The organism is Microbacterium sp. X-17, assembly GCF_039615055.1.
The window spans coordinates 69208-89093 of record NZ_JBDHNI010000006.1 but is presented as its reverse complement, the minus strand read 5'-3'; the positions used below and the strand labels follow the sequence as shown (position 1 = coordinate 89093).

Below are 19886 nucleotides of genomic sequence, written 5' to 3'. Positions count from 1 at the left end.
GTCAGCTCCGGGCGAGCGCGAGCTGCGGCAGGGCGTCGAGCAGCGGGGCGAGCTCCGGGATGCTGTGCGCCTCCTGGAGGGCGGCCTCCAGCGCCTCGTCGTGCACCGGACGGGCGCTGTCGAGCAGTTCGTGGCCCCCGGAGGTGAGCTCGGTGTAGATGCCGCGCCGGTCGTCCAGGCAGTCGATGCGGGTCAGGAGGCCGCGCTCCTCCAGACGGTTGACCAGCCGGGTGGTCGCGGAGGGGCTCAGCGCGCTGGCGCGGGCGAGCTGCTGCATGCGCATGTGCCAGCCGTCCTGCCGGCTGAGCGCGTCGAGCACTGTGTACTCGACGACGGAGAGGCCGGCCCCCCGGGAGAGTGCCTTCTCCAGCTCGTTCTCGATGAAGTTGTGGAGGGCGGCGAGGGTGCGCCAGCCCTGTGCGCGCACCTCGACGGCGTCGTCGGCGATGCCCATGTGCGGTCTCCTCGGTGGTCGGTTCGTGGTGCTCGGTTCGTGCCTCGTGCTTGCGCAAAGTAATTGCATGTGCAACTATTTATGACGCGTCTGCAAGTACTTAGTGTACGCGGTCGCCTCTCCCATCCCCGACTTTCCCAGGAGTTCTCATGCCTGCAGGCCTGATCGCCCTCGCGCTGGGCGGCTTCGGCATCGGCCTTACCGAGTTCGTCATCGCCGGGCTGCTGCCCGAAGTGGCCGCCGACTTCCACGTCGACGCCGCCGCGGCCGGCTGGCTCATCTCCGGCTATGCGCTCGCCGTCGCCGCCGGCGCGATCGGCCTGACCGCCGCCGTCACCCGCCTCCCGCGCAAGACCGTGCTGCTGGGGCTGATGGTGCTGTTCATCCTCGGCAACGCGATCTCCGCCCTGGCCACCGACTACCCGACCATGCTCACCGGACGCCTCGTCGCCGCCCTCTGCCACGGCGCCTTCTTCGGCATCGGCTCGGTGGTCGCCGCGAGCCTGGTCGACCCCAGCCGGAAGGCGCGGGCCATCGCCATCATGTTCACCGGTCTGACGGCTGCCAACGTCCTCGGCGTGCCGTTCGGGACGCTGCTCGGCCAGCAGTTCGGCTGGCGGTCGACGTTCTGGGCCATCACCGTGGTGGGGGTGCTGGCGTTGGTCGGCGTCGCCGTGCTCGTGCCGGGGGGCCAGGCGTCCGCCCCGGCCTCCGGCCTCCGCACCGAGCTCCGCGCCTTCCGCTCCGGCCAGCTCTGGCTCTCGCTGGCGGCGACCGTCCTCGGCTTCGGCGGGATGTTCGGCGCCTTCACCTACATCGCCTACACCTTGACCGGGCTCTCGGGCTTCCCGGCGTCCGCGGTCCCGTGGCTGCTGATCCTGTTCGGGCTCGGGCTGTTCGCCGGGAACGCGATCGGCGGCCGGTTCGCCGACCGCTCGATCGACGGGACGCTGCTCGTCGTGCTGGCCGTGCTCACGGTCAGCCTCGCCGCGTTCGCGCTGCTCGCCGCCCAGCCGGTCGCCGCGGTCGTCGCGCTCGTGCTGATGGGGGCGTTCGGCTTCGCGACGGTCCCCGGCCTCCAGCTCCGCGTCCTCCGCTCGGCCGACGCCGCGCCGACGCTGGCCTCCGGGGCGAACATCGCCGCGTTCAACGTCGGCAACGCGCTCGGCGCCTGGCTGGGCGGCCTCACCATCGCGGCAGGGCTCGGCTACGCGTCCCCGCTGTGGGTCGGCGCCGCGATGACCGTCGCGGCCCTCGCCGTCGTCGCTGTCGCGGCGGCCGGTCGGGCCGGACGCTTCCGGTCCGGTAGACAGAGGCGTACACTCGCACCTGTCTCGAACGGAAGACCGACGATCAGGGGGTGATCGTGTGGTGGATGTGCCTGAGCGGCGCTCCTCTCTCACCCCCGCGCGGCTTCTGATCGGATCCCTCGTCCTCGGCGGCGGCATCGTCGCGCTGGGGATGCTGTTCGGGGGCGGCACGGCGAACGCGGCCGAACCGCCCGCACCGAGCCCGCTGGGCGGAGTGGTCGCGGCCGTCGCGTCGGTGACGCCTGCCGCTCCGGCTCCGGTCGCGGAGGTGGCGGCGCAGGTCGTCCAGCCGGTGGCGAGCGGCGTGCGGGAGGCGGCGGGCGCCGCGCCGGTGGAGGCTGTGGTGAGCCCCGTTGCGGACGCGGCGGATCGGGTGGTGGCAGCGCCGGTGGAGCTGGTGGCTCCTGGTGCTGCGACACCGGAGCTGGGCGCTGGGGCCGCGACAGCAACCGCCCCCGGAGCGCCTGCACAGGCTGCCGACACCCCTGCCTCCCCGGCTCCCGCCCCGCAGACCTCGTCGACGCTCGCCCTGGTGCGCACGCTGGCAGCGCCGCTCTCTCCGGTGACGTCGCTGCTCGCGAACCACCCCGTCAGCACGCTGACCGCGCCGATCGCGGCCGCCGCGGACGGCGTCCTCGCGGGCGTCGCGGGCGTCGTTGTGCAGACCGTCCAGCCGCTTGTCCCTGCCGGCGTTGCGCCCGCGGGTGAGCAGTCTGCCCTCCCGTCGGTCGACGTCCAGCCGGCCGTCGCTCGCGTGGCTGCGGTGAGCACTGTGCGCGCCACCGCTTCTTCGTACTCGCCGGCCTCCGCGCCGGCCACCGGTGCGCCCTCCGCACTGCTCGCCGACGCCCCGCACGGGGACTCCGACGTGCCCGTGCCGGGGACTCCCTCGGGTGTGCTCGGCACGAGCGCAAGTGGCGCCCAGGCCGGCGGTTACGGCTCCGGCGTCGCCACGCTCGGCGGAAACGCCTCACCCGCGACCGCCCTGGGCGTCCGCGCCGGCCTCCCCGCGGACGACGACCTCCCGACTTCACCCGTCTTCGATCACGACATCAGCCCCGACTGAGTGGGTTCCCTCCGCCCTGCGCACGTGCGCGGCGCGGACACGGAACCCGAACTCCCGCCCGGGAGTCCGACACTCACTCGAAAGGCTGAACGATGAACAAGTACGTTTCCAGAGGGTTGTGGTTCACCCTCTGCGTCGGCGGGCTCTGGCTCGCCGGCACCGCGGCCGCGAACGCCGCGGAACCACCGACGACAACAGGATCCGGCGGCATCGCGTCCGGCGACCAGACCGCGATCGGCGTCACGGCGCCGGTGACCGTCACCGGGAACGGGATCGCCGTGCTCGGCGACTCCGCCGCCTCCGGCACGTCCGCCGCTCCGGCAGCGCCGGCCCCGGCGCCCGCCGCCACCACGAGCGGACTCGGGTCCGTGGCCGGCGGCGACCAGGCCCTGGTCAGCGTGTCCGTGCCGGTCACGGTGTCCGGGAACGCGGCGAGTGCGGCGGGCGACGCGACGAGCGGCGCTGCGCCAGCTGCCGCGGCACCTGCGCCCGCGGCTGCCGCGCCTGCGACGACCTCGGGTTCGGATGGTGTGCTGTCCGGCGCTCAGGCGCCGGTCTCGGCGGCCGTTCCGGTGACCGCGACCGGTGACTCGGTGGCGGTGCTGGGGGATGCGACGAGCGGAGGCTCGGGTACTCCGGCGACCGGCACCTCTGCTGCTCCCGCTTCGGGTCTGACGACCTCGGGTTCGGATGGTGTGGGGTCGGGTGCGCAAGCGCCGATCTCTGCCGCGGTTCCGGTGAACGCGACCGGCAACTCGGTGGCGGTGCTGGGTGACGCGAGTGGCGGGACGGGTTCGTCCGTTCCGGCATCGTCGGCTCCCGTGGCTTCGGGTCTGACCACCTCCGGTTCGAATGGTGTGTTGTCCGGTGCTCAGGCGCCGGTCGCCGCGTCGATTCCGGTGAACGCTTCCGGCAACTCGGTGGCGGTGTTGGGTGACGCGAGCACTGGTGGGACGGCTTCGTCTGTGCCGGCATCATCCGCTCCCGCGGCATCAGGTCTAACCACCTCGGGTACGGACGGTGTGGGCTCGGGTGCTCAGGCGCCGGTCGCCGCGTCGATTCCGGTGAACGCGACCGGCAACTCGATCGCGGTGCTGGGTGACGCGAGCACTGGTGGGACGGCTTCGTCCGATCCGGCATCATCCGCTCCCGTGGCTTCGGGTCTGACCACCTCAGGTACGGACGGTGTGCTGTCCGGTGCTCAGGCGCCGGTCGCCGCGTCGGCTCCGGTGAACGCTTCCGGCAACTCGGTGGCGGTCCTCGGTGACGCGAGCAGCGATGGGACGGGTTCGTCCGCTCCGGCATCATCGGCTCCCGCGGCTTCGGGTCTGACCACCTCCGGTACGGACGGTGTGGGCTCGGGTGCTCAGGTGCCTGTCTCGGCGGCGGTTCCCGTTGACGCGACCGGCAACTCGGTGGCGGTCCTGGGTGACGCGAGCAGCGGCGGGTCCTCCTCGTCCGCTCCGACGTCGGCTGGCACTCCTTCGACCTCGGGTGCGACAACCTCGGGCGCGAACGGTGTGCTGTCCGGTGCGCAGGCTCCGGTGGACGCGGCGGCTCCCGTGACCGGTTCCGGCAACTCGGTCGCCGTGCTCGGTGACGCGAGCACCATGACGCCTCAGTCGTCCGGTCCGGTCTCGTCCGCTCCCGTCTCCTCGGGCATGACGACCTCGGGCTCGAACGGTGTGGGCTCGGGTGCGCAGGTTCCGGTGAACGCGACCGCTCCTGTGACCGCTTCCGGCAACTCGGTGGCGGTCCTAGGTGATGCCGGCGCCACCGGCGCCGCGAGCATGCCTGCAGCTGGCGCTCCGGCCGCTTCGGGTCTGACGACCTCGGGTGCGAACGGCGTCGCTTCCGGTGCTCAGGTGCCGGTGGCCGCATCGGCGCCGGTGACGGTGGGCGGCGACTCGGTCGCCGTGCTCGGTGACGCCAGCTCCGCGGGCGCGCCGACGGCTGCTCCGGGAGGCTCTGCTCCGGCAGCCTCGGGTCTGACGACCTCGGGCATGGGCGGTGTCCTCTCCGGCGCTCAGGCGCCGGTGAGCGCGGCTCTGCCGGCGACGGTCGGCGGTGACTCGGTGAGCGTGCTCGGTGACGCGAGCACCAGTGGTGCGGTGACCGCTCCTGCCACGTCGGGCGCGGGCACGACGCCGGTCACGACGGGCGCCGGCAGCATCCTCGGTGGCGTTCAGGCGCCGATCGGGGTCGCGCTTCCGGTCGCAGCGGGGGCCGACGCCGTCGCTGTCGGCGGGAACGCGACGACCGGCGCCGTGACCACTCCGGTCGCGTCGGGTACGACGATCACGGGGACCGGTCAGGTCGGCGGGACCGCAGGGCCCGGAGCCACGACCGGGACCGTGACCGTGACCGACCCGGCCACGGTGGCCACGGCTGCGCTGGGCGAAACCGCGCTGGGCGAAACCGCGATGGGCTCGTCCATGCTGGGCGAAACCGCTGTCGGTTCCACCGGACCGACCGCCTCCATTCTGGCGTCCACCGGTTCGGACGCCCTGGCCTTCGGGTCGATCGCCGCACTGCTGGCGATGATCGGAACGGTGCTGCTCTTCGGAGCCGCGAACAGGGAGCGCCGCCACCACACGCGGTGACGACGCGCACCACGCGACGGGGCTGGGTCGGTCGGAGGACCGGCCCGGCCCATCGCCGCGCGTCATCCGCCCCTCAGAACCCGATCGGCCGCCCCGGCGTCAGCGGCGCCTCGCTCGCGGTGAACATCTCCCCGCGGTTGTACTCGGCCTCCCGCCGTTCGACCTCCGCGATCAGGGCCTTGTTCAGCATCTCGGACCAGCTGCTGTCCCTCTCCTCGAAGGAGGTCGAGCGGTAGGCCGCGCGGGCGCGGTTGCGCAGCGTCTCGGACAGGTAGAACGTGACCGTCGTCTTCCGCGGCGTGGTCAGGGAGTCGGCGACGGCGTCCGGCTGGTCGGACGTCTCTCCGGGGCGCTCGTCCGCGAGCGGGGGATCCGCCCGCACGTCCGGAATGGCCGGGATGCCCTGCATGGCCGGGGAGAGGTCTTGAAGAGTCACGAACGCACCTCGCAAAATACCGCATGTGTCATCTACCGGCAACATACTACGTGATGAGGCCGCGGGAGACCAGAGAGGGACCCGACAGCTTCCTCAGCGCGACAGGCGCTCGACGATCGCGCCGAAGAGCTGCGGCCGCGCCGTCGCGGTCGGCACGATCCGCGGACGGAACGGCGACCGGGCGGCGACCACCAGCCCGGTCGTCAGCATCCGAAAATCCCGCGTCGTCGCCCGCCACGCGCGCTCGTACTGCTCGGTGTTCCCCGCACGCACCGCGGCGACGGCGGCGCGCGCCTGCGCGAACCCCACCCGCATCCCCTCGCCGGTGAGCGCGTCGACGTACCCGGAGGCGTCCCCGGCCAGAAGCACGCGGCCCGCCGCCCTGGAGCGCGAGCGCTGCAGGAGCGGCCCGGCGCCGCGCGCGTCCGACACCGGCTCCGCACCCGCCAGGCGGTCGGCGAGCTCCGGGATCGCGGCGATCGTCGCCTCCTGGTCGAGCGGGCGCGGGCCGAGCACGGCGACACCGACGGTGCGGTCGTCCACGGGTGTCACGTAGGCCTCCACGAGGGGGGACCAGTGCACCTCGACCAGGTCGGTCCAGGGCGCGACCGCGTAGTGCCGGCGCAGCCCATAGCGGCGACGGACGGGGTGCTGCGCGCGCCCCTCCAGCCCGAGCAGCCGCCGGACGGGGGAGTGGAGGCCGTCCGCGGCGATCACCCACGGGGCGTCGATCGTCTCCCCGGCGGCGAGGCTCAGCTCCACGTCGTCCCTGCGCTGCGTCAGCGCGGCCACTCGTCCGCGGACGACCGGCGTCCCCAGCTCGGCGGCACGCCGCGCCAGTTCGCGGTGCAGCACGGTGCGGCGGACGCCGCGTCCCGGGCGCTCGGCGAAGCGGTGCTCGACGCGTCGCGCGCCGTCCAGGTAGGCGATCCCGTCGAGCCGGTGGCCGGGCGGGTCGACCCCGATGCGGTGGAGGGCGGCGAGGGCGCCCGGCATGAGGCCCTCGCCGCAGGCCTTGTCGATCGGATCGTCGCGGGGCTCCACCACGACGACGTCCATGCCCGCGAGCCGCGCCTCGATGGCGCACGCCAGGCCGATCGGCCCGCCGCCGACCACGACGAGCTCGGCCGTCGTCATGCGGAGGCGGAGGAGGCGGAGGAGGCAGCGAGGGACGCCAGCGCCCGGTTCTCGCACGGCAGCCGGAAGCCCAGCAGCAGCACCGCGTTCAGCACGGTGAAGGCGAGCGCCGTGATCCACGCCGTGTGCACGAGCGGGAGGGCGAACCCCTCCACCACGACGGCCACATAGTTCGGGTGGTGCAGCCACCGGTACGGGCCGCGCTCGACCAGCGGGAGGCCGGGGACCACGATGACGCGCGTGTTCCACCGCGGGCCGAGTGTCGCGATGCACCACCAGCGCAGCGCCTGGCTCGCGAGGACGAGCACGAGCATGGGCCAGCCGAGCCATTGCAGGAACGGCCGGTCGAGCAGCCACACCTCCGCCAGGCAGGCGAGCAGGAGACCGGTGTGGAGGGCGACCATCGGCGGGAAGTGCGCGCGGCCGTACTCGACGCCGCCGCGGGCGAACGACCAGCGGGCGTTGCGCGCGGAGACCACGAGCTCAGCGATCCGCTCGGCGCCGGTGGCAAGGATGAGGACGGTGTACCAGATCACGCGGCCGAGCCGATCGTCCGCGAGGCGGCGTCCGCTGCCTCCGTCCCCGCCGCCCAGCGCAGCAGCACCAGCTCGCTGGTCACCCCGGGCCCGAGCGCGAACAGCAGCCCGACCGTCCCGGCCGGATGGGCGTCCAACTGCTCGGCCAGCACGTGCAGCACCGCTGCCGACGACAGGTTGCCGACACGCGCCAGCGACCGCCAGCTCGCCTCCAGGGCGTCCGCCGGCAGCTCGAGCGACCGGGCGAAGGCCTCCAGCACCTTCGGGCCGCCGGGATGCGCGGCCCAGGCGCTGACGTCCGACACCTCAAGATCGTGCTCGGCGAGGAGACCGCGGGCGTCGTCGGCGAAGTTGCGGTCGATCACGTCCGGCACGCCGGCGCTCAGGACGATGCGGAAGCCGGTCCCGCCGATGTCCCAGCCGATCACGTCCTCCGTGTCGGGGTAGATGCGGCTGCGGGTGTCGACGACCTCCGGTCCGGGGAGGCCGAGCTCGCGGGCACGGTCGTCGCCCGCCATCACGACCGCCGCGGCGCCGTCCCCGAAGAGTCCGCTCGCGACGATGTTGGCCATCGAGTCGTCACGGGCCTGCACGGTGAGCGAGCACAGCTCGACCGAGAGCAGCACCGCGATCTCGCCGGGATGCCCTGCCAGGTAGTCGTGCACGCGGGCGATCCCGGCCGCGCCGGCGACGCAGCCGAGCCCGAAGCTGGGCAGCCGCTTGACGTCGGGCCGCATCCCGAGCCGCTGCACGAGCTGGGCGTCGATGGAGGGCGCGGCGATCCCGGTGACGGAGGTGAAGAGGAGGTAGTCGACGTCGGTGGCGCGCAGCCCCGCGATCGCGAGGGCCTGGGTCACGGCGCGCTCGGCGAGCGTGGTGCCCTCGGCGATGAAGAAGTCGTTGGACTCCCGGAACGACGCGAGCGAGCTGTACCGCTCGAGCGGCATCACGAGGCTCCGCGTCTCGACCCCGCTGGCGGCGTGGATGCGCCGCATGACGGCCTGCCGCGCCGGGTCGCTGGTGATCATCGCGAGGAGCGCGGCGGTGATCTCGCCCTGGCTGTAGCTGCGGGCGGGCAGCACGGGCGCCACGGCGACGATACGGCTCACATGCGAAACGTACCACCGGGGTGGTTCCCGGGAGTGAGGTCGCGGTGAACTGTCAGAACGGTTCGCCTGAGTGTGCGGTCGCAGTCCTATTTCAGGTTGTCGAGTCGGGTTCTTACGAGCCGCTGGTAGTGCTCGGCCTGTTCAACGAGCGCTTTCATTTCCTGGGTCGATATTGACGCCTCGATCGTGCGTTGGACCCAGTCGAGGTCGTCGCCCCAGTAGTACGCGCTGGGTTTGGAGAGATCGCTCATGGGATAGCTTGCTTTGGGTGCGTCGTAGCCGCCGCCCACCATGATTGTGAAGGATGCGATTTTCCCACCCTTAATCGTGCCCAAATGTGAGAAGAACGCAATGTCAGTTTCGAACCATCGCATGCCGGAGTCATTGAGGGTGTACTTGACACCAGCTTCCTCGATGACAGCCCAACCCTCTTCTTCGCAGTGAGCGTTGATTCCTTCTGACTCCAGGTGAGATGTCAGTCGCTCGCAGTTGTCCTCCAGCCCTCGAAGGTACGGCCCGTATTCAAGGGTCGACAGCCCGCACGATGCTAAGAGGCTTACCGTCGCCGTCCCTGTGGCTGCGACGAGAAGAGCCGCGAACCGACGCCGAGGTCTGTGTTTCATCTGGACAGCTCCCTTTCCAAGAAGCTCAAATACGCTTCAAGGCTGTTGCGCTTGAGCCTCTTGTAGTCTTGAATGGCGTCGTCATAGTGCTTAGCGGCCCTTGGACTGTACCCGAACGACCCTAAATACCCTGCCGTGAGGTGCAGGTGGTCGTTCATCACCTCGTCCCCGAGGTTGTACGACTCGACCTCCTTCGTCAGCACGCTCCTGAGTTGCTCGAAGTCTCCGCCACCCAGCGAGTCGATGAGTTCTTGGGCTCTGTTCGTGTCTCCGCTGGCGAGCTCGCTGTTGTAGCTGCTGATCGCCTGCAGCACGCTAGCGCCGGGGTTCAGGGAGCGTCGGTGGATGTTGATCATGTCGGTGTCGGACTGCATGTCGTCGCGGCCGAATCGAGTCGAGGCGACGTCACCCTTGTAGCTCGAGAATTCATCGAGCTGCCCGGCCAGCAGGAGGTCCATGATGCCCGCCGGGGTCCCTCCGCGAGGCGCAGTGAAGATCGCCAGGCCGACCATCTCGTGCGCGAAGTCTTTGCTGCCAGAGTTGCTCGCTTCGGCGTGCTGGCGATTGAGTGCTGCGACCAACGCATTCACGTCCTTGGCCGTGAGTCCCAAGCCGGCGAAGTACTCCCGTGCGTGCTCGATCGAAGTGGTTCCCGCAGTGATCGTCCACCGCGTCGCGCGATAGCTGTCGCAGAGCGATGCCATCATCGCGAGGAATTCGTGCTCATCGGAATGCTCACCCGACCTGAGGTACAGGCGTTCGGCGAGGAGGATCGCTGCGGCCTCTTCCTTGGTGAAGCCGTACAGCTCCATGAGCGTCTCGATCGAGCTTTCGTGGGTGGTTACCTCCGCACCGTTCAACTGCCGAATCAGCGCCAGGTTCACGCCGTTCGGGTAATACGTTCCGTCCGCTTCGACCGCCACATTGTTCAACTCGATCGCAGCCCGCGTCGCGAGCTGCAGGGCCTGCAGGCTGTCGGAGAAGTAGTTCGACACGTCAGCGACGAACCACTCGAGTTTCTCGATCTTCGTCTTGTGCTCGCGGATCGTGTATTCCAGGCGCTCTGCGAGTCGCTCGAGTGCCTGGTTCTGCAGGTGGAGGGTGGGCAGCTCGCCCGTTACGAACGCCTGGACCTGGGTGAAGAACTCCCTGTTCCGTTCGAGCTGGTCCTCGGTAAGACGGAGCTGTTCTTCCGCGCTCGCCAAGGCTGCCCGCAGAACGTCCAGATCAAGGTCGCCATGCTCCGCCACGACGGAATGCGCGTGCTCGTAGGACCTGAGCTCGGCTTGAATGTCGTCGATGGCCTCGCCGAGTTTCCCGATTGCGGGAATGATCAGTTCGCTGAACAGCCCACGCCCGGCCGTGTAGGCGGCGCCGTGCAACACGCCGGCGTCGAGATGGGAAATCAGATGCTGCGACCCTGCACTCAATCGATCGATGATCGTGTTCGCGATCGAGACGTTGTTGCGCATCGCGCTGATGAGGTTGCTCGAATCGTCGACACCGAACTTCACTCCCATGGCAACGCATTCCTCTCGCGAATCAGGCGCTCCCGCTCATCGTGGAGAGGCATCCTCACCTGTGTGCTCGTCCACGCCAGCTCCTCCACCGACTCTTGGACGTACCGATCGACGTGAAAGAGCAACTCGTGCTGGGCTTCGTGCTCCTGTCGCGCGGCGCTGTTAGGGTGCGGGTCACGAGAGAGCACGGACTCCAATCGGCGGGTCACCGAGTGAAACTGCTGCCGGAACTGCTCCAACGACCGTTCGTACGCGTCCCGGAACTCGGAGAACTCGTCTTCTCGCCGCTCGACATGCGCGATTTCGGCGGTGAGTCGGAAGCGTTCGTTCGCGCTCCTGTCTGCACTCACTCGGCGCTCTCCCACCGCTCGGCGTCGGCGACGTCACGCTTTTCGATGCTGCGGGCGAGTTCGGGGAACTTGTTCGCCTGCCCCAACACCGCGGAGCAGAACTGCGTGATCGTCTGGAACAGCTGATTGGTGACGTCACGGCCGGCGTCCATCCCGGCGATCCCGTTGGTCCCCCCGAAGCTGACCTGCTGATCCACGTGACCGGAGGTGTTGATTCCCAGCAATTCGTTGACGGCGGCATCGGCATCGACAACGTTCGAACTGACTTTCCCCGACGACATGAGCCCCCACAGCTGTGTTGATCGAGCGCGATTTCCCGCTCGTGATGTTCGAGTTTTACATGTTTCAGGTGCAGTTTCAATGCGCGGATGGCGACTGAACGAACGCCCGCCCCCCCGCCACCCGCCCACCCGCTACGCTCACCCTCATGCGCGCCTTCCTGATCCTGCACGGCTGGGACAACTTCCGGCCTCCCGGGCACTGGCAGTACGAGCTCGCCGCGGCGCTCCACGAGCGGGGCGAGCGCGTCGCCTACCCGCAGCTCCCGGACGCCGCGCAGCCGGACCTGGACGCGTGGCGGGAGGCCGCGGCGGCAGCGCTCGCGGAGGCGGCGGACGGGGGAGCCCGCGTGACCGTGATCGCCCACAGCCTGAGCGCGATGCTCTGGCTCGGCGCACGGCCGGACGACACGGAGGCCGGGTCATCCGTCGAGCGCGTCCTCCTCGTGGCGCCGCCGTCGCCCGGCTATCTGCGCGCGAACCCGGCGGTCGCCGCGTTCGCCGCCCTCGAACCGTCCTGCCCTGCGGCCGAGACCCGCATCGTCGCGTCCGATGCCGACCCCTGCAACCCGGAGGGCGCGGCCGCCGTCTTCGCCGGGCCGCTCGGCCTCCCGCTCACGACCATCCCGGGCGGCGGGCACCTCACGCCCGCGTCCGGATACGGGACGTGGCCGTCGGTTCTCGACTGGTGTCTCGATCCGACGGCCACGATCGTCCCGCGCTAGGCGGCGACGGCGGAGCGCTCAGCGCCCGGCGCCGCGCACGACCTCCACCAGGGGCTCGAACAAGGCGTCGCCCCGCTGGACGCCCATGACCTCGTCCACGATGTCCTCCGGGTCGGCGCGCTGGAGGAGCTGCTGCAACTCGACGCTCTGCGTGTCCTCGGGCACGTCGAAGCGCAGTGCCGCGCCGATCGCGGCGAGCAGCGCCGACGGGACGCCGCCGACGTACTGCACGTAGTCGGCGGCTGGGCCGACGAACCGGTCGTTGCGGCCGAGCTTGCGCAGCGGCTCGCGGCCGACGCGGGTCACCTCGTCCACCAGGTACGGGTTGCGGAAGCGGTTCAGGATCTTCGCGCGGTACGCGGCCAGCTCCTCCGGGTCGAGCCCGTGCTTGGCGCTGAGTGCGGCCGACGTCTCCGCCAGCGCGGCCTCGGTCGCCGCGAGCACCGACGGGATGCCGATCGCCTCGCTGATGATCGTCGCGCCCGCCAGGAAGCCGGTGTAGGCGACCGTCGCGTGCCCGGTGTTGACCGTGAACAGCTTGCGCTCGATGTACGGACCGAGGGAGTCCACGAAGTGCGCGCCGGGGATCGGCGGCACGTTCCCGTTGAACGGGCTGCGGTCCACGACCCACTCGTAGAAGGTCTCCACCGTCACGTCGATGCCCGCGTCCGGCGCCTGGGCGGGGACGATCCGGTCGACGGCCGTGTTCGCGAAGACCGCGCGGGCGGCCAGCTCGTCGCGGGTGTCGTCGTCGGGGAGGCCGTCCATCAGCTCGGCCGCGAGCAGGTCGGTCGCCCCGATCGCGTTCTCGCACGCCATCACCGCGAGACGGGGAGCGTCGGACGCCCGGGCGGCGAGCCCGCGCGCGATCACCGGTGCGACGAAGCGCAGGATGCGCGGGCCGACGGCGGTGGTCACCACATCCGCGGTCGCGATCTCGGCGACCAGCGCGTCCTCCGCGGTGGCGCTGTTGATCGCCCGGAAGCCGGTGACGGTCTTGGTCTCCGCGTCGTCCCCGACGAGGTGGACCTCGTACGAGTCCGCCGCGTCGAGCGCGTCGATCAGCTCGGCGTTGACGTCCGCGAACACCACCTCGTACCCGGCTTCGTGGAGCAGGAGCCCCACGAAGCCGCGCCCGATGTTGCCCGCACCGAAGTGGACGGCTTTCATGCGAGCCCCCGTCTCAGTCGTTGACGTCGCCGAGCAGCGCGAACAGGGCGTCCGCGTCCGGCGCGTCGATGAGCTGCTGCACGTCGTCCTCCTCCGAGAAGAGGATGGCGATCTTGCTCAGGATGTCGAGGTGCTCGTTGTTCCTGCCGGCGATGCCCACGACGAACCGCACCTCCTCGCCGCCCCAGTCGAGCGGCGAGGAGTAGCGGATGAAGGAGAGCGCCGAACGCACGATCTCGTCCTTGGACTCGTTGGTGCCGTGCGGGATGGCCAGGCCGTTCCCCATGGAGGTGGAGACGGTGGCCTCGCGCTGCGCCATCGAGTCGACGTAACCCGGCTGCACGGCGCCCGCCCTGACGAGCAGCTCACCCGCCTCCCGGATCGCGTCCTCCCGCGTGGTCGCGGTGCCCGCGGCCACGACGTTCGCCCGGTCGAGAATCGTGTCGGTCATTTGGTGGCGTCCTCCGTAACGGTCTGCTGCTTCGCGACGAGGTCGACGACCTCGTCGTACTTGGGGCTGTTCATGAAGTTGTCGACGGACACGTGGAGCGAGTCCGGCGACTGACCCTTGGCCCGGTCGGTGAGCTCGCGCTGCGTGATCACCAGGTCGGCCGAGCCGTCGAGGTTGCTGATGGCCTGGTTCGTCACCGTGACCCCCTCCACGCCGGCCTTCTTGATCTTGTTCCGCAGCACGGACGCGCCCATCGCGGACGAGCCCATCCCAGCGTCGCACGCGAACACGATGTTGCGCACCAGTCGTTCGGTGGCGTCGCCCTGCGCGTCGCCGGTGTCGTGCTCGCCCTCCTGGACAAGACCCTCCAGAACCGAGGAGGACTTGCCCTTGTTGGCCTCGGTCTGAGCGACCGCGGCGTGCAGGTCGCCCGCGTTGCCCGCGGCCAGGTCACGCTTGCGGCTGGCCCGCAGGATGATCGACGCGACCACGAACGAGACCGTCGCGGCGCCGATCACCGAGAGCGTGACGCCCACGATGCTGTTGGCCGGCGACTGGATCAGCACGGCGATGATCGACCCCGGGGAGGCCGGGGCGCGCAGGCCCGAGTTGAACGTGACGTTGATCGCGATGCCGGTCATGCCGCCGAGGATCGCCGCGATGACGATCATCGGCTTCATCAGCACGTACGGGAAGTAGATCTCGTGGATGCCGCCGACGAACTGGATCAGCGCGGCGCCCGGGGCGCTCGCCTTCGCGATGCCGAGGCCGAAGATCGAGTACGCGATCAGGATGCCGAAGCCGGGGCCGGGGTTGGCCTCCAGCAGGAACAGGATGGACTTGCCCTGCTGCTGCGCCTGCTCGATGCCGAGCGGGGTGAGCACGCCGTGGTTGATGGCGTTGTTGAGGAACAGCACCTTGCCCGGCTCGATCAGGAGGCTCGCGAACGGCAGCAGGTGCGCCGTGACCAACCAGTTGACCGCGTTGCTCAGGACCGAGCTCAGCCACTCGACGAGCGGAGCGATCCCGAAGAACGCGCCGATCGACAAGAGCATGCCCACGATGCCGGCGGAGAAGTTGTTGACCAGCATCTCGAAGCCGGCTTTGATCTTCCCCTCCCAGATCCGGTCGACCTGCTTCATCACCCAGGCGCCGAGCGGGCCCATGATCATCGCGCCGATGAACATCGGGATGTTGGAGCCGACGATGACACCCATCGTGGCGATGGCGCCGACCACGCCGCCGCGCACGCCGTAGACCATGCGGCCTCCGGTGTTCGCGATCAGCAGCGGCAGCAGGTACGTGATCATCGGGCCGACGAGGCCCACGTACTGCTGGAAGGTGTGGCCGCTCGGGTCCTGAGCGAGCACGGTCGCCGCGCCGCTCCACCCGATCTTGGCCTGGTCGCCGAAGCCGCCCAGGATTCCACTGATCGCCCAGCCGGTGTTCTGGAGCCAGCCGGTGGCGATGAAGAGGGCCGTGATGAACCCCCAGGCGATGAACGCCGGGATGTTCGGCATGACCATGTTCGAGAGGAAGGTCCCGAAGCGCTGCACGTGGACGCGAGCGCTGCTGGGCTGCTTCGGCGTCGTCGCTGTCGCCGATGTCATGATGGTGCCTCGTTTCTGTGTCGGTCCTGCCTAGGCAGGTGGTTGGGCGAACCCGGCGGCCGTGGTTCGGACGGCCTCCCGGGCTTCGGCCGCGCCATCGGCGGCCAGTGCTGCCCCGGCCAGGGCTTTCGCCTGGTCGAGGGTGTAACGGGTGAGGGACAGCCGCACGTCGGCGAGGGCCGCGGGCGACATCGAGAGGGTGGTCGCGCCGAGTCCGACGAGAACCACCGCGAGCAGCGGGTCGGCTGCGGCCTCGCCGCAGATGCCGACCGGCTTGCCGTGCGCCGCTCCGGCCGCGCCGACCTCGCCGACGAGGCGGAGGACGGCCGGGTGCCACGGGTCCTGGAAGCCGGCGACCGAGCCGAGGAGGCGGTCGGCGGCCATCGTGTACTGGGTGAGGTCGTTGGTGCCGATGGAGGCGAAGGAGGCCTCCCGCAACACCCGGTCGGCCAGCAGCGCGGCGGACGGGACCTCCACCATGACGCCCACGGTCTTCAGCCCGAACTCGCCGGCCAGCTGCATGAAGTAGCGGGTCTCCTCGACCGTCGCGACCATCGGGGCCATGACCCACAGGTCGGCCTTCGTCTGCCTGTCGGCCTCGGCCAGGGCGGTGAGCTGCTCGCGGAGGATGTCCTCGTTGGCGCGCAGCGCCCGGATGCCGCGCAGGCCCAGCGCCGGGTTGTCCTCGTGCGCGTCGTTGAGGAACTCCAGCGGCTTGTCCGCGCCCGCGTCGAGGACGCGCACGACGACCTTCTTGCCGGGGAACGCCTGCAGCAGCTTCACGTACTGCTCGCGCTGCTGCTCCACGGTCGGCGCCATCCGCGCGTCCAGGAAGAGGAACTCGGTGCGGAACAGGCCGACGCCCTCCGCCCCCGCGTCGACCGCCTTCTGCGCGCCCTCGGCCGAGCCGAGGTTCGCCAGCAGCGGGATCGCGGTGCCGTCGGCCAGCGCGCCGGGCTCCAGGCCGCCGGACAGGGCGGCCTCCCGCTCGGCGATGCGACGGCGGGCGTCCTCGGATTGCGCCTCGCTCGGGGCGACGGTGACCGTGCCGGCCCCGGCGTCGAGGATCACCTCGGTGCCGGCGGCCAGGTCGTCCGCGCCTGCGACGCCGACGATCGCGACGATCGCCTTCTCGCGGGCCAGGATCGCGGTGTGGGAGGTCGGGCCGCCCTCCCGGGTGACCAGGCCGAGGACCTTCGTCAGGTCGAGCAGCGCCGTGTCGGCGGGGGCGAGGTCGCGGGCGACCAGGATGTACGGCTCGTCGGACTCCGGAACGCCCGGCGCCGGCCGGCCCTCCAGTGCCGCGATCACCCGCTGGGCCACGTCGTCCAGGTCGGTGGCCCGCTCGCCCATGTAGCCGCCGAGGCCGATGAGCATGTCGCGGAAGACGCCGAAGCCCTCGAACACCGCGCGCTCGGCGGTCGTGCCGCCGTCGATGCGGGAGGCCACGTCGTCGGCGAGGGAGGAGTCCTCCGCCATCATCGACTGCGCCTCCAGCACGTCCGCCGCGGTGCCGGTGACGCGGCCGGCGCGCTCGCGCAGGTCGGCGGCCACGGTCGCGACGGCCTGCGCGACGCGGGCCTTCTCCTCGTCCGGCGTCCGCGTGCTCGGAGTGGCCTCCGGCTCGGGCAGCGGGTCCGACATCCGGAGCACCGGGCCGAGGGCGATGCCCTGGCCGATGCCGGCGCCGGTGAGCTGGGCTGTCTGCACGGTCTCGGACATGATCAGGCGTCGTGGTCCGTGGTGAGGATCTCGGCGAGGTCGTCGAGCACCGCCTCGCCGTTGGTCGCGTCGGTCGTCAGCACGATCTTGTCGCCGTGGTCGATGCCCAGCGAGATGACGCCGAGGATGCTGCCGGCGTCGACCGTGCGGCCGCCCTCCTTCGACAGCGACACCTTCGCGCCCGAGGCGCCGACGGCCTCCACGAAGAGCTTGGCGGGACGGGCGTGCAGCCCGTGGGTCGATCCGACGGTGATGATCCGCTCAGCCATGATTCCGGTCTCCTTCGTTGTCGATTGGCACGGTACGCCGCAGTTCCGCGGTGCCAGTGGCTCTCATCGTGCCCCGGCCTTCGCGTTGAGGGCCAGATCCAGCGCGAGCGCGCCGTCGAGCGCGGCAGGCGACACGGGAGGAAGGACGGCGACGGCGGTCCCGGTGGCGGCGGCACGGGCGCGCAGCCCGGGGACGGCGGCCTCCAGGTGCGCGCCGACGAGGACGACGTCCACCGCGGCAAGCGAGTCGAGCTGGCTCGCACTGCCCGCGGCGACCTGCACGCTCATCCCGCGGGCGGCCGCGGCGCTGCGCAGCTTCACGGCGACGAAGGTGCTGGAGGCGCCGGCGCCGCAGACAACGATGATCTTCATCGACCTCATGCCTTTCGGTGGTGCACGAACGGGTGGAACGGGGTGGATCGGATGGTCCGGTGGATCGTGACCATGCTCGTCCTGACGCCCGGGTGGGGGCCAGGAGGGTTTCTTCCTGGGGGTGCGGAAACAGCCGCCGGGACACCTCCGTCCGCGCCGTGGTCGTGATTGACTCGGAACCGGAAAGGTGGTCGCGTCGCATGGCGCTCTCGGCGAAGCAGACGAGGATGCTCGACATCCTGTCGCGTCGTGCTGCCTGGGTGACGGCCGCCGAGCTCGCGCACGACCTGGGTGTGACCTCCCGCAGCATCCGCAGCTACTCCGCCGCGCTCGGCGAGCTGGTCGAGTCGGGGCCGAACGGCTACCGCGTGAAGGGCGACGCCTACGCCGCCTACCTGGCCGACGCGCCGGGCGCCTCCCCGACGGCGGGCTCGCCGCAGGAGCGCCTCGCCTTCCTCGCCCGGCGGCTGCTGGACGAGCCGGAGGGGATCGACGTCTACGAGACGGCGGAGAGCCTCTTCGTGAGCGACTCGACCATCGAGGCGGACCTCACGCGGGTGCGCAGCCTCCTGGCCGACACCGAGCTGGAGCTCGATCGGCACGGTCCGGTCGCGCGGTTGAACGGGCCCGAGATCGCGCGGCGCAAGCTGATCAGCCGGTTGTTCCGGGACGAGATGCGGCAGGGCGTCGTGGACGTCTCCCGCATCCAGGAGGCGTTCGCGTCGGAGGGGCTGGGTGCGTTCAAGTCCGACCTGGTCGAGATGCTGGACGCGCGCGGGTTCTTCGTCAACGAGTACGGCATCAACGACGTGCTGCTGCACATGGCCGTCGCCCTCGACCGCGTCGCCAAGGACCGGGTGCTGCCCGCGGCCGGCGCGGCGGACGCGGGGGAGGCCCTGCGCGGGCTGGCGGACGACCTCGGCGGGCTCGTGCGCACCCACTTCGACGTGGAGCTCGACCCGACGGAACTGCGCTACCTCGCGATCCTGCTGCGCACGCGGGTCATCGCGCCGGGAGCACGCGCCGACAGCGTGGCCGAGTTTGTCAGCGAGACCGACCTCGAGATCGTGCGCGGGATCGTCGCGCGGGCCTCCACCGAGTACCTGGTCGACCTCCGCGACGAGGACTTCATCGTGCGGCTCACCCTGCACGTCCAGAACCTGGTGGCCAGGGCGCACGAGAACACCTACTCCCGCAACCCGCTCACGCGCTCCATCAAGAGCTCGTACCCGATGACCTACGAGCTGGCCGTCTACATCGCCAGCCGGCTGCAGGCGGCGGAGGGGATCGCGGTCAACGACGACGAGATCGCCTACATCGCGATGCACGTCGGCGCCTACCTGGAGCAGCAGTCGCGCCGCCGGGACGCCGTGCGCACCGCGGTCGTCTGCCCGAACTACTACGACATGCACATCCTGCTGCGCGAGAAGCTGGAGAGCGCGCTCGGCGACGAGCTGGACATCGTGAGCGTCATCACCTCCACCGACGCCGACTGGTCCGCGATCGACGCCGACCTCGTGCTGACCACGATCGACCCGCGCGGGCGCCGCGAGAACACGGTCATCGTGCAGCCCTTCCTGACCGCGACGGACGTGGAGCACATCCGGCAGTCAGTCGCGCGCATCCGCCGGCAGCGCCGCAGGGCCGGGATCAAGAACGAGCTGCTGGAGTACTTCGACGAGAGCCTGTTCCTGCGCAACTTCTACGCGCGCGACGCCATCACGATGATCCGCGCGCTCGGCGACCGGATGATCGCGGCCGACGCGATCGGCCGCGACTACGTGGAGCAGGCCGTCGAGCGCGAGCAGATGTCGTCCACGGCGTTCACGGACACGCTCGCGGTGCCGCACGCCATGACGATGAACGCCAAGCGGACGGCGATCGCGATCGTCGTCAACGACACCGCGATGGACTGGGGCGACGCGCGCGTGAACGTGATCGCGTTCATCGCCTTCTCGGAGGGTGGCCGCGCCGCGTTCCAGACCGTCTTCGATCAGTTCGTGGAGGTCTTCTCCGACCGGGAGGCCGTCCTCGGCCTCATCCGCCGCGCCGACACCTTCACCGCCTTCATCGACGAGCTCGTCCGCATCATCGACGCCTGACGGCCCCGAAACGTGAGAAGTCGCGGGAATCGAACGGTCGATT

The 19886-nt window shown here is 70.5% G+C and carries 20 protein-coding genes; 5 read left to right on the top strand and 15 right to left on the bottom strand.

Annotation, left to right across the window (positions count from 1 at the left end):
• Window position 1: 1 nt before the first annotated feature.
• Window positions 2–454: a MarR family transcriptional regulator gene (locus ABCS02_RS26420; RefSeq protein ID WP_345838690.1), complete on the bottom strand. Its 453-nt coding sequence runs from the start codon at window positions 452–454 to the stop codon at window positions 2–4.
• A 149-nt stretch (window positions 455–603) separates the two neighbouring features.
• On the opposite strand from ABCS02_RS26420, the gene ABCS02_RS26415 reads away from it, so the two are divergent.
• From ABCS02_RS26415 to ABCS02_RS26405, 3 genes are all read left to right on the top strand, one after another.
• Window positions 604–1818, top strand: a complete 1215-nt coding sequence (locus ABCS02_RS26415) for an MFS transporter (protein WP_345838689.1) — start codon at window positions 604–606, stop codon at window positions 1816–1818.
• Window positions 1819–1822: 4 nt separating this feature from the next.
• On the top strand, window positions 1823–2830 hold the full coding sequence (locus ABCS02_RS26410) for a hypothetical protein (RefSeq protein ID WP_345838688.1): 1008 nt from the start codon (window positions 1823–1825) through the stop codon (window positions 2828–2830).
• Window positions 2831–2922: 92 nt separating this feature from the next.
• Window positions 2923–5433 carry a chaplin family protein gene (locus ABCS02_RS26405; protein WP_345838687.1) on the top strand — a complete coding sequence of 837 codons (2511 nt, stop codon included), beginning with the start codon at window positions 2923–2925 and terminating at the stop codon, window positions 5431–5433.
• Window positions 5434–5506: 73 nt separating this feature from the next.
• On the opposite strand, the gene ABCS02_RS26400 is transcribed toward ABCS02_RS26405, so the two are convergent.
• The 8 genes from ABCS02_RS26400 to ABCS02_RS26365 all read right to left on the bottom strand — a co-directional run bounded on the left by ABCS02_RS26400 (window position 5507) and on the right by ABCS02_RS26365 (window position 11425).
• Window positions 5507–5869: a hypothetical protein gene (locus tag ABCS02_RS26400; protein WP_345838686.1), complete on the bottom strand. Its 363-nt coding sequence runs from the start codon at window positions 5867–5869 to the stop codon at window positions 5507–5509.
• A gap of 93 nt (window positions 5870–5962) precedes the next feature.
• A complete protein-coding gene (locus tag ABCS02_RS26395; RefSeq protein WP_345838685.1) occupies window positions 5963–7006 on the bottom strand; it encodes an NAD(P)/FAD-dependent oxidoreductase in 1044 nt (347 codons plus the stop codon).
• Window positions 7003–7542 (bottom strand): isoprenylcysteine carboxyl methyltransferase family protein, encoded by a 540-nt coding sequence (locus ABCS02_RS26390; protein WP_345838684.1) that lies wholly within the window; start codon window positions 7540–7542, stop codon window positions 7003–7005. Before ABCS02_RS26390 ends, ABCS02_RS26395 begins: the two co-directional genes overlap by 4 nt.
• The gene (locus ABCS02_RS26385; RefSeq protein ID WP_345838683.1) at window positions 7539–8651 is read right to left on the bottom strand and encodes a 3-oxoacyl-[acyl-carrier-protein] synthase III C-terminal domain-containing protein; all 1113 of its coding nucleotides are present in this window, start codon (window positions 8649–8651) and stop codon (window positions 7539–7541) included. Before ABCS02_RS26385 ends, ABCS02_RS26390 begins: the two co-directional genes overlap by 4 nt.
• 86 nt (window positions 8652–8737) lie before the next feature.
• Complete coding sequence (locus tag ABCS02_RS26380) at window positions 8738–9274, bottom strand: hypothetical protein (protein WP_345838682.1); 537 nt, start codon at window positions 9272–9274, stop codon at window positions 8738–8740.
• On the bottom strand, window positions 9271–10794 hold the full coding sequence (locus ABCS02_RS26375) for a hypothetical protein (RefSeq protein WP_345838681.1): 1524 nt from the start codon (window positions 10792–10794) through the stop codon (window positions 9271–9273). Before ABCS02_RS26375 ends, ABCS02_RS26380 begins: the two co-directional genes overlap by 4 nt.
• Complete coding sequence (locus tag ABCS02_RS26370; RefSeq protein ID WP_345838680.1) at window positions 10785–11144, bottom strand: hypothetical protein; 360 nt, start codon at window positions 11142–11144, stop codon at window positions 10785–10787. The genes ABCS02_RS26375 and ABCS02_RS26370 overlap by 10 nt, the downstream gene beginning before the upstream one ends.
• The gene (locus ABCS02_RS26365) at window positions 11141–11425 is read right to left on the bottom strand and encodes a hypothetical protein (protein WP_345838679.1); all 285 of its coding nucleotides are present in this window, start codon (window positions 11423–11425) and stop codon (window positions 11141–11143) included. Before ABCS02_RS26365 ends, ABCS02_RS26370 begins: the two co-directional genes overlap by 4 nt.
• Before the next feature lie 146 nt (window positions 11426–11571).
• Here ABCS02_RS26365 and ABCS02_RS26360 point away from each other — a divergent pair, with 146 nt between their 5' ends.
• Entirely contained in the window at window positions 11572–12147 is a 576-nt protein-coding gene (locus ABCS02_RS26360; protein ID WP_345838678.1) for an alpha/beta hydrolase, read from the top strand.
• Between the two features lie 18 nt (window positions 12148–12165).
• Here the strand turns inward: ABCS02_RS26360 and ABCS02_RS26355 are convergent, their stop codons facing one another.
• The 6 genes from ABCS02_RS26355 to ABCS02_RS26330 form a co-directional block, all read right to left on the bottom strand.
• On the bottom strand, window positions 12166–13317 hold the full coding sequence (locus ABCS02_RS26355; protein ID WP_345838677.1) for a mannitol-1-phosphate 5-dehydrogenase: 1152 nt from the start codon (window positions 13315–13317) through the stop codon (window positions 12166–12168).
• Between the two features lie 13 nt (window positions 13318–13330).
• The gene (locus ABCS02_RS26350) at window positions 13331–13768 is read right to left on the bottom strand and encodes a PTS sugar transporter subunit IIA (protein WP_345838676.1); all 438 of its coding nucleotides are present in this window, start codon (window positions 13766–13768) and stop codon (window positions 13331–13333) included.
• Window positions 13765–15378, bottom strand: a complete 1614-nt coding sequence (locus ABCS02_RS26345; RefSeq protein ID WP_345838675.1) for a PTS mannitol transporter subunit IICB — start codon at window positions 15376–15378, stop codon at window positions 13765–13767. Before ABCS02_RS26345 ends, ABCS02_RS26350 begins: the two co-directional genes overlap by 4 nt.
• Before the next feature lie 30 nt (window positions 15379–15408).
• Window positions 15409–17100 (bottom strand): phosphoenolpyruvate--protein phosphotransferase, encoded by a 1692-nt coding sequence (gene ptsP, locus ABCS02_RS26340; protein ID WP_345838674.1) that lies wholly within the window; start codon window positions 17098–17100, stop codon window positions 15409–15411.
• Window positions 17101–17102: 2 nt separating this feature from the next.
• Window positions 17103–17369 carry an HPr family phosphocarrier protein gene (locus ABCS02_RS26335; protein ID WP_345838673.1) on the bottom strand — a complete coding sequence of 89 codons (267 nt, stop codon included), beginning with the start codon at window positions 17367–17369 and terminating at the stop codon, window positions 17103–17105.
• Between the two features lie 63 nt (window positions 17370–17432).
• Entirely contained in the window at window positions 17433–17741 is a 309-nt protein-coding gene (locus tag ABCS02_RS26330; protein ID WP_345838672.1) for a PTS IIB subunit, read from the bottom strand.
• 200 nt (window positions 17742–17941) lie between these two features.
• Here ABCS02_RS26330 and ABCS02_RS26325 point away from each other — a divergent pair, with 200 nt between their 5' ends.
• Entirely contained in the window at window positions 17942–19843 is a 1902-nt protein-coding gene (locus tag ABCS02_RS26325) for a PRD domain-containing protein (protein ID WP_345838671.1), read from the top strand.
• The last annotated feature ends 43 nt before the right edge of the window (window positions 19844–19886 follow it).

Bases quoted from the DNA above. Each gene is read 5' to 3' on its own strand.
- ABCS02_RS26420 (WP_345838690.1), bottom strand. From the start codon at position 454: ATGGGCATCGCCGACGACGCCGTCGAGGTGCGCGCACAGGGCTGGCGC.
- ABCS02_RS26415 (WP_345838689.1), top strand. From the start codon at position 604: ATGCCTGCAGGCCTGATCGCCCTCGCGCTGGGCGGCTTCGGCATCGGC.
- ABCS02_RS26405 (WP_345838687.1), top strand. From the start codon at position 2,923: ATGAACAAGTACGTTTCCAGAGGGTTGTGGTTCACCCTCTGCGTCGGC.
- ABCS02_RS26395 (WP_345838685.1), bottom strand. From the start codon at position 7,006: ATGACGACGGCCGAGCTCGTCGTGGTCGGCGGCGGGCCGATCGGCCTG.
- ABCS02_RS26380 (WP_345838682.1), bottom strand. From the start codon at position 9,274: ATGAAACACAGACCTCGGCGTCGGTTCGCGGCTCTTCTCGTCGCAGCC.
- ABCS02_RS26375 (WP_345838681.1), bottom strand. From the start codon at position 10,794: ATGGGAGTGAAGTTCGGTGTCGACGATTCGAGCAACCTCATCAGCGCG.
- ABCS02_RS26365 (WP_345838679.1), bottom strand. From the start codon at position 11,425: ATGTCGTCGGGGAAAGTCAGTTCGAACGTTGTCGATGCCGATGCCGCC.
- ABCS02_RS26360 (WP_345838678.1), top strand. From the start codon at position 11,572: ATGCGCGCCTTCCTGATCCTGCACGGCTGGGACAACTTCCGGCCTCCC.
- ABCS02_RS26355 (WP_345838677.1), bottom strand. From the start codon at position 13,317: ATGAAAGCCGTCCACTTCGGTGCGGGCAACATCGGGCGCGGCTTCGTG.
- ABCS02_RS26350 (WP_345838676.1), bottom strand. From the start codon at position 13,768: ATGACCGACACGATTCTCGACCGGGCGAACGTCGTGGCCGCGGGCACC.
- ABCS02_RS26345 (WP_345838675.1), bottom strand. From the start codon at position 15,378: ATGACATCGGCGACAGCGACGACGCCGAAGCAGCCCAGCAGCGCTCGC.
- ptsP (WP_345838674.1), bottom strand. From the start codon at position 17,100: ATGTCCGAGACCGTGCAGACAGCCCAGCTCACCGGCGCCGGCATCGGC.
- ABCS02_RS26335 (WP_345838673.1), bottom strand. From the start codon at position 17,369: ATGGCTGAGCGGATCATCACCGTCGGATCGACCCACGGGCTGCACGCC.
- ABCS02_RS26330 (WP_345838672.1), bottom strand. From the start codon at position 17,741: ATGAAGATCATCGTTGTCTGCGGCGCCGGCGCCTCCAGCACCTTCGTC.
- ABCS02_RS26325 (WP_345838671.1), top strand. From the start codon at position 17,942: ATGGCGCTCTCGGCGAAGCAGACGAGGATGCTCGACATCCTGTCGCGT.